This window comes from Bradyrhizobium sp. Mp19, assembly GCF_029952935.1.
Classification (GTDB): Bacteria; Pseudomonadota; Alphaproteobacteria; order Rhizobiales; family Xanthobacteraceae; genus Bradyrhizobium; species Bradyrhizobium elkanii.
On sequence record NZ_JASAUT010000107.1, the window covers coordinates 1 to 13475 of the forward strand.

The window sequence follows — 13475 nt, forward strand, 5'->3', positions numbered from 1 at the left end:
ATCATCCCGACCGGGCTATCCAGAGCATTCCGCGCAAGTCAAGCCCGGGCACCAGTGCTCCTCTCGTGACGCTCACGGTTAAAGTCACATAAAGTCATCCTCGTACGCGTATCCGGAGCTTGCTACATGGGTATTACGACGCTCGCCGTCGTCTACTTTAGCGAGATATCGTTCAGGTTTGTTGGCGCGCTGCCATTCACCTGCGCTATTCGTTGTCCATTTGTCAGGATGCTGAGTAGGATCAAGTACCATATTGCAATCGTCGACCTCTACGAAACCTAACTTCGCCGCGCGAGCTTTCGATTCTTCGTTAAGTGGATACCATTTAAGCAACGGTTGCTCGCCTTCTCGCGCATCTCGCCGAAGCTGATATTCGAGTAGAATATCGCCTGCGTTCTCCACCAAGGGATGGGCAAGCTGAAGATCGACGACGGAGGTGATGTGTTCTCGCCCGGGAAACAGTTCTCGCCACCTGTCGTCGTGGAATTCGTTCATGCTGTATCCGCCTTCCGTCCGCAGCAGTGCGACAGTTTTGTTTCCAAGATTATAGCTGTAGTATCGCGCTTCCTCCGAATCTCTGGTCGAGCCGTAGTCCTCCGCAGCCTCTCTGACGTTCTTGGCTCGTGTCGATACGAAACGCGAGTACTCCCGCGGATTCTCGGCGATGCGCATTATTTCATGATCATTTTGGAAGATCTTTGCTTCTCTGCGAAACGTATCCTTGTCGATCGGCTCTATCGGAGGCTTGGTCACGAGGGAATACGTTGGCGCTGCAGAAGAGGAGGTCGGCTCCGCTGCGGACAGGTGCATGTTAGCGAACCTGCCCTCGAAATCTCTGTCATCCGCGTGTTCGTCGTGGGATGCCCACGTAACTGCTTCATAATACCCACCAATTCGACCGTACATGAGGATCCGTACTCCTAAGGCAAGAGGGTTTCTTATTGATTTGAGGCGCTTTGGGCCGCGCCAAAGTAGCCAGGCGAAACTGACCGTAAGCTGACTAGGAGCTTGTTGTTTTCTGGAATCGGGATTCCCCTCGGGTGGGATTTCTGATTCGACCTCCATGCTGGAGGCGGAGGCCAGCATGGATGACGCGCCCCCATTCGGAAGACATCCGCGAATGAGCCATGGCGCGGGCTGACGCGGGCGAGACGGTTCGTTCGATTGCGGAGGCGCTACAGATCAGCCCGTCCCTGCGTGACGAATTGGAAGAATCTGAGACGGGATATCGGGGGCCTGGCCCCGGTTAGATCGGCCGTCATAAGAAGCGGGTTCTGTCGGATACCAACGCCTACTGGCTGCGCGAACGCATTCGCTCGGGGCCATTCACCTTGCGCAAGCTGGGAGCTGACTGCACGGGGATCAAAACAGGCGTGCGGGCGGTGTGGACTGTTGTTCTCGCCGAGGAGCTCAGCTTCAAAAAAACGCTTCTGCCAGCCGAGCAGGATCGCCCAGACGTCGCCCGTAAGCGGACCTGCTGGAAAGCGCACCAAGGCAGGATCAATGTCGCGCGGCTGGTTTTCATCGACAAGACGTGGATCAAGACCAATATGGCGCCGCTACGCGGCTGGAGGCCTTGTGGGCAGCGCCTCCAAGCATCTGCACGTTTCGGCCATTGGAAGACCATGACCTTCATCGCGACGCTGCGTCACGATCGGATCAGCGCGCTGGCCCCATCAATGGTGAGCTCTTCACGCTGTACGTCGAGAACGTGTTGGCCCCTACCCTCGCACCTGGCTAGATCTTTGTTCTCGACAACTATGGCAGCCACAAAGGAAAAGCGACTTGCCAAGCTATCGGCGCCAGAGGCGCCCACCGCATCTTCCTGCCGCCCTATAGCCCTGACCTCAATCCGATCGAGCAGGTCTTCACCAAACTCAAACACCTCATGCGAGCTGCGCCTCGTGATGTCGAGGCCGCCTGGCGAAAGGTTGGTGAACTCCTCAATCTCTTCCGAGGAAGAGTGCACCAACTACCTCAAAACTTCGGGCTACGCTCTGTGTAAAGACAGCATGCTCTAACGGTCGCGCCCGATGTCTGGCACATCGACGAATCTACATCGAACGATCGTGCGCCGTACGATGGCGCTCGCGAACGCGTTGCAAGCCATGTTCATTTACTTTGATTGCTTTCTCTTTCCGGGAGCACTCAGTTGCTTTTTTATGCACCGAGTTCGACGCTGTGCCCGATGATCTTAAGCACGGTGCGGTGTGCGCCAACTGAGAGAGACGATCGAGGCCGGAAGCCCATCGCAACTCACACAAGAAATCGCTTGAATCTCACGTTACGTCAGGCCGTAGGTTGGCAATCACAATCGAGCTTCCACCAACCAAACATCGAATGATGCAGCACAGGCCAAGTAACCGACATGGTGCGATCAAGCAGTCGAATGCGGCGACGCCGGATTGCACGTGTTTCTGAGCGCACGGACCAAGAGCGAAAGGCTGTCGGGATGAAACGTCGCGCGATGATAACCGCATTGCTCGCCATCATCACGTCTCCGGCTTGCGCAGCGAAACTCAGCGGCCCTCCGCGCATCGTCGATGGCAATACCATTGAGATCGAGCAAACCAAAATTCGGCTTTCGGGTATCGAGGCGCCAGAGACGGATCAGATCTGCCTCGACGCCCACGGCCAGAAATGGGCTTGCGGCATAGCTGCTCGCGATGAGCTTATCAGGCATTCGAATGGACGAACGTGGGATTGTCATACCACAGGGGTGGATAAGTACGGCCGGTCACTCGGCAGCTGCTTTATCGCGGGCGAGGACGTGAACGCATGGATGATAAGCTCGGGCTGGGCACTATCATCCGATCCTCACACCTACATTATCTATGAGGTTGTAGCGAGCAATGCCTATGCGGGCCTATGGTCGGGGGCGTTCATCGCTCCTTGGGACTGGCGTCGCCGCAACAAGGGGACGATCGTTGTCGGCGCGAGCTCGATACCGATCGACACTCAGGAACTCCTGCTCGGATCCGCTTTGCTATCCGACCCGCCCTCACCCGAATGTCTGATAAAGGGCACGCTGGGCCGCGGGGGCGAGCGCATTTATCACATGCCCGGGCAACTTGGTTACGGACAAATCGATATGACGAAGAAGCTGGGTGATCGATGGTTCTGCAGCGAAGCGGAGGCTGAAGCCAATGGATGGCGTAAAGCGGCGCGATGAGGCGACACATGCACGCAGACCGTTCCCCTAATATGTCTTGCTCGCCGATGATCAAGCCGTCGCGCCGGTCGCTATTGCTGTCGCTGTTCGCGTTTTCGGCGGTTGGCATGCGGCTCGGCGACAACATCGTTAATGCGAAGGAAGCAAAACAGCTGCCCAAGCCGGACAATCTGCTCTCGCCGGATGCTGCGCTCAGGCGGCTGATCGAAGGTAATGACCGATTTGTCCAGGGCGCATCACGAGGCGACGATTTCAAGCGCGCGCGTCAGGTTTTAGTCGATGGACAAAATCCATATGCGGCGGTTCTGAGCTGCGCCGATTCTCGCATAGCGCCTGAACTTGCTTTTGACAGCGGACTTGGTGACCTGTTTGTCTGCCGCCTCGCCGGCAATTTTGCCAACGATGTCACGATCGCGAGCATGGAATACGCGGTCGCTGTGCTAAATACACCGTTGATTTTAGTACTCGGTCACGATCATTGTGGCGCGATAGACGCCACGATCAAGTCGCTCAACGACGACAAGCCGGCGCCGGGGCATATTCCATCCCTCGTCACTGCGCTTGCGCCTGCCGTTCGGAAATCGCGCCAGCAACCCGGTGATGCGTTCGCCAATGCCACCCGGCAAAACGTAATCGATAACGTCGAGAAACTTAAATCGGCGGGCCCGGTTCTGAACGCGGCAGTTGAGCAGAACAGACTAGAGGTCGTCGGGGGTCTGTACCGGCTCGACACCGGCAGGGTCGATCTACTGAACTGACCTGCACTTTCGCAGTCGTTTGAACCGCCCAGCACGGCTTCGGTTGCGTTCCGCAAAACTCACCCGTCCATCGGTAGATGCACCGGATGTGATCCGCTGCACAATTGACATACAGCTTCGGGACAGGACACCACTTTGTATGCGCGGGCTCTTTATCCTCCTCTTACTTTACGTACTTGTGTTGGCAACGCGCGGCCAGCACCCACACAATTCATGCCGCGACCGAACAGGGTCAATGCCTTCCGTCAATGCACTGGTCAACACAGTTGGCTGAAGCCGCAGAAATACGCTGCGATGGATGTCGGGATCGAAGCGGGGCTCGGCGACACCGGACAAATTTCATATCCTCGCCCGATCATCCGTTTTGGAACCGATAGAGATCGTTCCGTTAAGCCCCCCGACTCAGATCGGGCTGAAGATCACATACAGCAGAATTAGGATCACGACGGCGGTCCAGCCTGCTGATGTGAGGAACACTGTTGCTCGCGACGGCATCTGACGGTCTCTCCTGCATCAGCCAACGAAGCGACCGCCAATCTCGGAAACGCAGCATCGCTGAAACTGTAAGACCATACTTTGGATCCGCAATAAACCGGCAATTTTCGCGCGCGCGACAGTTGCGATCACGGGCTGGAACGCAGAATATTCTTCTGCGCGTCGCCTACATCCGTCGAGCCTGGCACTCAAGGATTGATGGACGTCCTGAGAACTTGTCCAACGAGCTGTAGTAGCTCTGCGCGGGTGCGCCTTGCCAATTTGAATTCCGAAGCGGGTGCGTCGGCAAGCACCTGTGAAGACCGTTTTGCCGATCCCGACATCAGCCTGGTCATCCTGCGCGGCCTCACTGCACGTCGCCCCAGGTCTCCTCGACCAACGCATCGATCATGTCGGATACATCATCTTGCCCGACGTTAAGTGTCAGCGAGATCCGCAACCGTGCCGTTCCCACAGGCACCGTTGGCGGCCGTATCCCGCGGATATCAAAGCCGCGCGCCTGTAGCGCAGAAGCGAGCCGCATCGCACGGGCGTTGTCGCCCACAACATAAGGAACGATTTGTGAATTCGAAGAGCTCGCGCGACCGCACACAGCGAACTGCCGATGTGCAAAGTCGATCAAATCGATCAGATGCCGTTGCCGGTCGGGTTCCTCCTGCAGGATTAAGATTGCCTCTCGCACCGCGACGGCCATTAGGGGTGACGGAGCGGTAGCGAAAATGAATGGACGGCACCGATTGACCATGAAGTCGCGCAATACGCCGGAAGCCGTGACAAGGGCACCCGCCGCGCCCAGCGCCTTGCCGCAGGTGTGGATCACTAAGAGATTTTCGCGCCCTTCATAGGGCGCAGTAAGGCCCCGTCCCTGCTCGCCGTAAACACCTGTGGCATGTGCCTCATCCACGACCAGAAACGCTTCATGGCGCTCGGCGATTGCGACCAGATCTGTAAGCGGTGCGAAGTCTCCGTCCATACTGTAGAGGCTTTCTACCACGATCCAGACGCGTCCCTTTCCGCCCCTGGCGCGCCAGTCGCCAATCGTGTCTTCGATCGACTGGGGGTCATTATGGGCGCTTATCCGGAACTCGGCTCGGCTCGCTCGTGCGCCTTCATGAATGCTAGCATGCACGAGCGCGTCGAGAACAAGCAAATCGCCTTCCTGCGGCAGCGTTGTCAGAACGGCAAAATTTGCGATGTAACCGCCGCCGAAGAACAGTGCTGTCTCCGTTCGGAAGAACCGCGCCGCATCCGCTTCGAGAGCTTCGTGCTCCTCACAATTTCCGCGCAGGAGCCGTGACCCACCGGCTCCGATCGGCGTTCCGGCATCGAGCGCGGTGAACAACGCCTTCTTCATACGGGGCGCACTCGCCAGCGCCAGATAGTCGTTTGAAGCAAAATCGGTCCCTTTGCGCGGCTTCAGGCCACGGAGCCGATCGTCTTCATTCAAGGCTTTTAGGGCCGAGACATAGCCATCAAGCGGCGTATTCATTGATCGAATTTCCTACCGCCCGCGGCAGCGCGCTACCGACCGAGTCTTCGTGGCACGGATCTCAGCTTGAGTCATGTCATCGACGCACGACAATTTGCAAGCAAATCGAAGCGCCGCTGGCCGAGAAGCACGGCACCTAAAGTCCATCGGTAATGGACTGCCCTCCGGCGAACAAGCCTCCTGCTCGGCCGAATCCCGCTTTTGGCCGTCGCGACCAAACGCACCAAGATCGCTCAGCGGCGCGACTAATCGTACATCTTTGACTTGCAAGCAGGCTCCCTCACCCAACGTCCGCCGAGAGAGTGAACCAGTGGCGGTGCGGGCCATTCCGCCCTCATCTAGCTATGTGGCAGATTGTGCTTCCTCATGCGCGCGCAAACTTTGTACAAAACGGACAATCGGAGCGCGTTTGCTCAGGGAGCATGATCTGATCGTATCAGGAGCGCACGTTCCGTACCGGAGCACTCGCGACACCATTGTCAATTCCAGCGCTTCAAACCATGGACCTTCATGACGCGCTGCGGCGTGACAACCTAACGATAATTGTCTAACCGACTTGCAAACAAGCTTCGGACCATCATGCTCCTGCCGGTTTTCACAACAATCCCACATGCACGTCGGCTCGAGATCGCTCGCAATCGCAAGATCGACCAGTTCGACAACGATATCGACGTCGTGGTCTATGCCGAATTCGACAACGAGACGGAAGTCGGAGCTCGTAAAGCGCATGGCCTATGCTAGGAGGCGATCAGGCTGGTACGACCACTCCGGGAGAAACGATTTGCGGCCGACTACGATGTGCGCACAGATACGCGCTTAGCCGCGGAAGAAGGAATGAGCCAGCTTGGCCGCCGCGCATGGCCTACGTGCGGATGTTAACCCGACGGTCGACGCCAAGAGTCTGCGCCACCCAACGGAGCGGCGCAATTCGATACCTGATGTCTGGCGGTGTTTGTTTTTGCCCCGCTTCCCGGTTGCCGATCACGGCTAGAAAGCGCGCCGGTGCCGGGAGTGCATCGACCTCAAAACCGGCACGGGTTTCGTGCGAAACGGGCGTGCGCGCTATCATCGTCGACGCGCACCACAAGGGCACGTTCTGAACCATCCGCGCCATGATAATCGAACGCAACGGTCGAGCCGTGCCGCAATGGCGGGCGCAAGCAGTGACAATTGCTAGTGCTCGATGCCGTTGGACGGTACAATGGGCTCTTACCTAGGGACCGCCCCGGACACAGGGGACCGGCGACATGTACCGGTACGTCGCACGCGCCAACATCGATCGCTATCTCAGCGTGCTCTACAGCGCGGATATCACCAACTATGAGCGACAAACGGTCACGAAGTTGCTGCTCGGCGAGTTGGACAAGCTCCGTCATGATCCCACGCAGCTTGAGTTTGCCGAAAAGCGAGCCGCAAACGGCCGCGAAAGGGTCAACCACGCCAGGCGACTTTGCGCATCTTATGCGCTCGGCACAACAGAGCGCGAAGAATCGGATAGGTTGTTAGCAGACGTTGAAAGTCTTCACATCCTGCTAGATGCTTTTATGGCGGCTTGCACGAATTCTCGCGGCATCCTAGCACGGCGATTTGATCGTAGATGACGCTAAGTGCTGCACGACATCGACTTGATCTTCGTCGTCAAGACTCACTCATAGCCAAGTTTGAATGGCGGAGATCAAATTTGCTCACTGCGGCTTTATCTCGTGAACCACGATCCGGGCGATGAAAATTCATCAAGAGAGGCACTTCAAGGCCGGTTTCATGCGTGAGCTGGGCCAAAATTGCATTCAAACATCGCGCTAACTGAAGACAATGATGGCATGAAAAGCTTCTCGTTGGCGAAATGGACCAAGAGCAGGATATGGCCAGTCATTTCTACCGACTGCTTTACCGATTCCGCATGCGGGCATATGCTGAAACATTGTTTCGGCGTAGCACGCACGAGAAGCAGGAAGGGCTGTGGCTGCGGTGCAGCCTGATGCGGCTTGGGAGCGAACTACGACAATCCAACCACCGGTCCAGCGCACCGTGTCAGCCGGTGCGAGATGCGGCCGAAGCTATCGTCAGACCCACCTGAGGACGCCGGACGTCGCGCTGCCGAGAGCGCACCGCGTTACAAGCAACAAGCGCTGTTGGAGCCGACCGTTGCGAGAGAGGATGGCATCGGCGTCTAGAACACCATAACAGGCGCGAGACGCCCCTGGCAGGAGCAAGCCATCATGTGATGGTCGTGCTGTCGGATGGCGCCGGCGGGACTGCCGGGTATCATGGCCACTTGTCGTCCCCGCATCACCATATGCGCTATTCCGCGCTGGCTGACTCTCGCTTGCCAGCCCCCGTCGCGGGCCCGAGCCGTTCGGTCGGATCGCGGCCCAATTTCGGCTTCAACTGTGCTAGTTCAATAAAGTCGTCTGCCTGCCGCCGAAGCTCGTCTTCGATCATCGGCGGCTGGATCGTATTGGTGGAGATGACGGTGACACTGACGCCGCGGCGCTGCACGGCCTCGACCAAGGAACGGAGGTCGCCGTCACCAGAGAACAGGATCATCTGGTCGATATGCCCCGCGAGTTCCATGGCATCGACCGCAAGCTCGATGTTCATGTTACCCTTCACTTTACGCCGACCGCTGGCGTCAAGGAATTCCTTGGTTGCCTTCGTGACGACGGTGTAGCCATTATAGTCGAGCCAATCGATGAGCGGACGGATCGACGAATACTCCTGATCCTCGGCAGTCGCCGTGTAGTAGAATGCCCGCAGCAACCGGCCCGCCCTCCGATACTCCTCAAGCAGGCGCTTGTAGTCGATCTCGAAACCAAGCGCCTTGCAGGTAGCGTGGAGGTTGGGACCGTCGATAAAGATGGCAAGCTTTTCGAATCGGGACATCACTGCTCCGGCTTGCAGAATGGTTGCGCGGGGCCGCGCAGGCTGTGAACTAGCCACTTACGAGGAGCTGGAGGGTCGGCGGCGAAGGGGCCTCTTCCAATGGCATGGGACGAGATTTCTATCGAGCTCATAACACCGGTCGCGTTTCTTATTCCATCGACTTCACATCATCGGCCCAAGGATCCAGCGGAGGCCTTTTCGAAGTTCTGTTGCTTGCCTGTGCCGGGTTCGCGTGCGAGATCCATCTTGTCGAACTCGCCGGTCGAAACGCTGCGCGCAGGCACAGCACTGCAATCAGCGTTATAGTTTGCACGAAGACCGTTGAGCGCAAGGATAAGTGCAACGGAGACCGCCACCGCGATCAGACCGTACTCGATGGAGGTCGCCCCAGTCTTGTTCGGCCAAAACCGCTGAAAAGCGAATGATCTCATGACAATGTCATTTCTGGCGCCCTCCGGGCCTGGAATTCTGCTGTAGCAATTCCGGTCACTCCCAGCCCTTATTGCTATGTCACGTGACGTTATCTTAAATCTTCACGACATGCGCTTTGAGGCGCACAGTCTCCTGCTTGCGCATCGCTCTTCCACTGCTCATCTGTCGTCCCCGATGATCTAGAGCGGCTCTGCCATGTCCGTCTGCCATGCCGGCAATGAATACCTCGATTCCCTTCGGCTGCGCTCGAACGAACTCAGTACGCAAGGGACGAACCAGCTCGTTTCCTATCCCCCGAGCGTCTCACGTGCACCTTCACCCGAGAATTGACCATCCCGAGCAGGTTTTGACATCATGACCCAGCCTAAGATCCCGCGCCTGGTCTAAATGCCGCCGTGGCACACTAGCGCAGCAATGCGGTCATCAGCCCCTCGCGAAAAGCGGATGCAGCTGCAGCAATGAACTCGGCATTTCGCGTCTAAATCATCCGGGCGGACCTCTCTTAGAGGCTGACTGATGCGCCGCCCCAAAAGAATCCCGCGAGATGGAGATGCGGTTCCTGGGAGCTAGTTCAGCTTCTCGCAATGCAGACCGTGTCCCGCTTAGAGGTCTCGCGCATTGTCCGCCTCGTACAAAACTGGGCATCTGCCAGCGAGCACAACCTCTCAACAAGAGCATACAACCAGCGTGCTGGAGCGAATAGGTATGAGGCAGGCTTTAAGTCATCCGATCACGATTAGAAAGCGATCCTACTGCGATAGGAGATTGCAGCACCGGCGATGGTGACTGTTCCTGTTTTCTGCGCCGCTGCCTTTGCTATCAGGCGCAAGGCGACAGAAGCAGTAGATCACTGTCAACCAAACGCGATCGAAGCATCTCATTTCACGACCATGCCAGGATCTGACGCGATATCGCGCCAGGAACACCCTTGTGATCCCTAGCAAGATCAAATCATGGTAGATTATCACGAGCTGATATGACCGATTCACCTCAAGCCCAGACACGTAGCGCCGACGGCATCACGGCGCCGCTGCGGCACGCGACCTTCAGGCGCATCTGGCTCGCGAGCCTCCTGTCCAATGTCGGTATCCTGATTCAAGGTGTTGGCGCAGCCTGGGCCATGACGCAGATGACGTCGTCGGCCGACAAAGTCGCGTTGGTGCAGACCGCGCTGTTACTGCCAGTGATGCTGATTTCGATGCCAGCCGGGGCGATCGCGGATATGTATGACCGCCGCATCGTGGCGCTGGTCTCCATTGGATTGGCGCTCGCCGGAGCGACCGGGTTGACGGTGATTGCCTGGCTTGGCTTGGCCACCCCAAACCTCTTGCTCATGCTATGCCTCGTTGTCGGCAGTGGCATGGCGTTGATGGGACCGGCCTGGCAATCGTCGGTTAGCGAACAAGTTCCCCTGGAAGCACAGCTGCCTGCGGCGATCGCTCTGAACGGCATCAGCTACAATATCGCGCGGAGCATAGGTCCGGCAATCGGCGGAGTCGTGGTGGCAACCGCGGGTGCAGTGGCCGCTTTCGCGCTCAACACGTTGCTGTATGTGCCGCTGATTATCGCTTTGTTGCTTTGGAAACGCATCAGCGCACCCTCACGCCTGCCGCCTGAAAGATTGAGCCGCGCGATGGTTTCTGGCGTACGCTATATCAGCAATTCGCCGTCGATCAAGATTGTGCTGATCCGTAGCCTGGTAACCGGCATCATTGGCGGTGCGATCACCGCTCTGATGCCGCTGGTGGCGCGCGATCTCTTGCATGGCGACGCGCAGACCTACGGCATCATGCTTGGCGCTTTTGGCCTGGGTGCGGTGGTCGGTGCACTGAATATCACCGAGCTGCGCAAGCGATTGAGCGGCGAGGCCGCGATCCGCGCCTGTGCGCTGTCCATGGGCGCGGCGATGGCCGCGGTTGCGCTCAGTCACGAGCCCGTATTGACCGCGGCGGCGCTCGTCCTGGCGGGAGCCGTATGGATGATGGTGTGGGCGGTATTCAACATTGGGGTGCAGCTGTCGGCGCCGCGCTGGGTGGCCGGACGCTCGCTTGCAGCCTATCAGGCGGCGAGCTCAGGCGGGATTGCCGTCGGCAGCTGGGGTTGGGGCCGTCTGACCGACGCGGCCGGCGTCGAAACGGCGCTGCTGGTATCGGCCGCCCTAATGCTTGCCTCACCACTCATCGGCCGCTGGCTGCCCATGCCCCGCATCGGAGCGCGGGGTGAGGAGCCTGAGCCGCTCGCCGACCCCGAGGTACGGCTCGCCTTGACCGGACGCAGCGGCCCGCTCGTCGTGGAGATCGAATACCGCGTTGCACAGGAGAATGCCAGAGCGTTTCATAGTGTTATGCAAGATGTGCAATTGTCTCGCCAGCGCAACGGCGCCTACGGCTGGTCGATCGCGCGCGACATTGCCGATCCGGAAATGTGGACCGAGCGCTATCATTGCCCGACCTGGCTCGACTACTTGCGTTGGCGGAACCGCTCGACGCGGTCGGAACGTATACTAGAGCAGCGGGCAATTCATTTCCACGTCGGCCCCGCGCCGATACGGGTCCGTCGTATGCTGGAAAGGCCGTTCGGCTCGGTACACTCGAACGACGATGCGACCGAGTACGCAGCTGGCGAAATGCGAGGGGAGATCGCAACCCCGACGAAGGCATTACGTAGCCGGCCACTCCGCCCAATCAAGTGACCCAGCCTGCTGGCAGGGGCCGGAACGCAGCAATCAACACTTCATCACACGAAAGGCGCCTAGCTGGACGCTCCTTGCCTTGCCCTCGCGAAAATCGACGAAGGCGTCAGGCCGACTAAGCGATAATCGCGCGACGATTTCCGTCAAGCGCAATGAAACGCTCGGGCTTTGTAAGCTCTTGTTCGACGCGCCTACTCGCGTACGGTGGCTTTGCTGTTGGCCAGCCGTACATCTCCCGATGGTCGCGTCACCAAGCTAGTCTAGCAATACGTTGTGCTCGCCTGCCGTCGGCGGCGCTTCCTTGGATGGTGGGCCCTCAGCTTCGCCCCGGGCGCCAAATCACCATTCGACGCTCGCCGCATAAGAGCTGTCTATTTCTGACGTTTCGAGCCTCCATCCGCCCCACTTCTTACGCCGAACTTCAACAGAATACCGCTGAATGATGCCGCAAAAATGCAGCATTCACCCGGACGACGCGGAAATAGCGCAACCAGAATCGCATAATTTGCTGTCGAAGCTCAAAGAGACGAGCTGCTGCTGCGCGTCTCTCCTTAGCTGCAATCGAGGGTGCGCTTCATGGGCAATCATGATCTTGTCTCCGGTAGCCTCCTTGTGCTGACCGCGACCAGCTTCGCACTACTCTGCTCGAGCCTGCTCGTCTTTGCCTTCATTTGAAACCGCGCTGGTTGCCTTGCGCGTGTTATCAAGGCGATCACGCCGTCGAGCATCAAGTGTTTCTGCGTCTCGAAAGACGATGATCGCGCACGAGCTAACGACCGTCTCTCGTTTCGGCTCGATCGACCGCGTGGCTCAAGCGACGACGCTTCTGACGCGACGAGCCTGTACGTTACGGACCGATCTATCTCTTTCATAAACACCCGATTCAGCTAGTCTCCAACTAAGATAGCCCTGTTCGTTGAGCTAGCGGGCGGTATGAGATTGGACGCGCAGCGATGGGCTGTCTGCCGATAGCTCCCGAACCGTTGTATATTCCTGCAGTACGAACCGTTGTCTCATCAAGTCAAGGTAGACTCCTGCTCTCACATAGCGGCGCAATCGAACGGTTCGATGCGCGACCGTCACTTTATCTCGGGCTGCTTCCTGCCACTGACCGCCGCGCGGTCGCCTTGCTCTGCTCAAGCTTGCTCGCCGCCGCGTTCACCCCTGTGAGGACTCCCCATGAAATCACTTAAGCTAATCGGCTTTGCACTTGGAGCATCGATTGTGCTATTCACCGCGGCATTGGCTGAGGAAATCACCATCGCCGTCGCTGGACCGATAACCGGGGGCGAGTCCGCCTTCGGTCGGCAAATGAAGAACGGCGCCGAGATGGCGGTGGAGCAGATCAACGCTTCCGGCGGCGTACTCGGCAAGAAGCTAGCCCTCGACATCGAGGACGATGCCTGCGATCCCAAGCAGGCGCGATCGGTAGCGGAAAAGGTCGCTGCCGCCAGGATCCCGTTCGTTGCTGGGCACTTGTTCGCCGTCAGGGCCTGTGAGACAAACAGGGGGATTTTGCGGAGGGAGGATTTCTGGTTCATCGTAGCCACCAGG

The 13475-nt window shown here is 58.2% G+C and carries 9 protein-coding genes and 2 pseudogenes; 7 read left to right on the forward strand and 4 right to left on the reverse strand.

Annotated features, from left to right (window positions below; genetic code table 11):
* Positions 1-84: 84 nt before the first annotated feature.
* A complete protein-coding gene (locus QJT82_RS43745; protein ID WP_276325455.1) occupies positions 85-1086 on the reverse strand; it encodes an effector protein NopP in 1002 nt (333 codons plus the stop codon).
* A gap of 41 nt (positions 1087-1127) precedes the next feature.
* On the opposite strand from QJT82_RS43745, the pseudogene QJT82_RS43750 reads away from it, so the two are divergent.
* The 3 genes and pseudogenes from QJT82_RS43750 to QJT82_RS43760 all read left to right on the forward strand — a co-directional run bounded on the left by QJT82_RS43750 (position 1128) and on the right by QJT82_RS43760 (position 3930).
* Positions 1128-2021 (forward strand): annotated as a pseudogene (locus QJT82_RS43750) (IS630 family transposase).
* 431 nt (positions 2022-2452) lie between these two features.
* The gene (locus QJT82_RS43755) at positions 2453-3172 is read left to right on the forward strand and encodes a thermonuclease family protein (protein WP_018270226.1); all 720 of its coding nucleotides are present in this window, start codon (positions 2453-2455) and stop codon (positions 3170-3172) included.
* An 8-nt stretch (positions 3173-3180) separates the two neighbouring features.
* Positions 3181-3930: a carbonic anhydrase gene (locus tag QJT82_RS43760; protein WP_233475711.1), complete on the forward strand. Its 750-nt coding sequence runs from the start codon at positions 3181-3183 to the stop codon at positions 3928-3930.
* Positions 3931-4771: 841 nt separating this feature from the next.
* On the opposite strand, the gene QJT82_RS43765 is transcribed toward QJT82_RS43760, so the two are convergent.
* Positions 4772-5914, reverse strand: a complete 1143-nt coding sequence (locus tag QJT82_RS43765; protein ID WP_016842069.1) for an 8-amino-7-oxononanoate synthase — start codon at positions 5912-5914, stop codon at positions 4772-4774.
* Between the two features lie 585 nt (positions 5915-6499).
* On the opposite strand from QJT82_RS43765, the pseudogene QJT82_RS43770 reads away from it, so the two are divergent.
* Together QJT82_RS43770 and QJT82_RS43775 are read left to right on the forward strand one after the other, a co-directional pair.
* Positions 6500-6793: pseudogene (locus tag QJT82_RS43770) on the forward strand (Dabb family protein); the annotation flags it as partial.
* Positions 6794-7161: 368 nt separating this feature from the next.
* The gene (locus QJT82_RS43775; RefSeq protein WP_016842072.1) at positions 7162-7515 is read left to right on the forward strand and encodes a hypothetical protein; all 354 of its coding nucleotides are present in this window, start codon (positions 7162-7164) and stop codon (positions 7513-7515) included.
* A gap of 700 nt (positions 7516-8215) precedes the next feature.
* Here the strand turns inward: QJT82_RS43775 and QJT82_RS43780 are convergent.
* Both QJT82_RS43780 and QJT82_RS45695 read right to left on the reverse strand, forming a co-directional pair.
* Positions 8216-8797, reverse strand: a complete 582-nt coding sequence (locus QJT82_RS43780; RefSeq protein ID WP_016842073.1) for an NYN domain-containing protein — start codon at positions 8795-8797, stop codon at positions 8216-8218.
* 167 nt (positions 8798-8964) lie between these two features.
* The gene (locus QJT82_RS45695; RefSeq protein ID WP_016842074.1) at positions 8965-9228 is read right to left on the reverse strand and encodes a Flp family type IVb pilin; all 264 of its coding nucleotides are present in this window, start codon (positions 9226-9228) and stop codon (positions 8965-8967) included.
* Positions 9229-10205: 977 nt separating this feature from the next.
* On the opposite strand from QJT82_RS45695, the gene QJT82_RS43790 reads away from it, so the two are divergent.
* Both QJT82_RS43790 and QJT82_RS43795 read left to right on the forward strand, forming a co-directional pair.
* Positions 10206-11921: an MFS transporter gene (locus QJT82_RS43790; RefSeq protein WP_018270225.1), complete on the forward strand. Its 1716-nt coding sequence runs from the start codon at positions 10206-10208 to the stop codon at positions 11919-11921.
* A gap of 1179 nt (positions 11922-13100) precedes the next feature.
* Positions 13101-13475 (forward strand): ABC transporter substrate-binding protein (locus QJT82_RS43795; protein WP_281446708.1); only part of this gene is annotated, 375 nt, incomplete at its 3' end.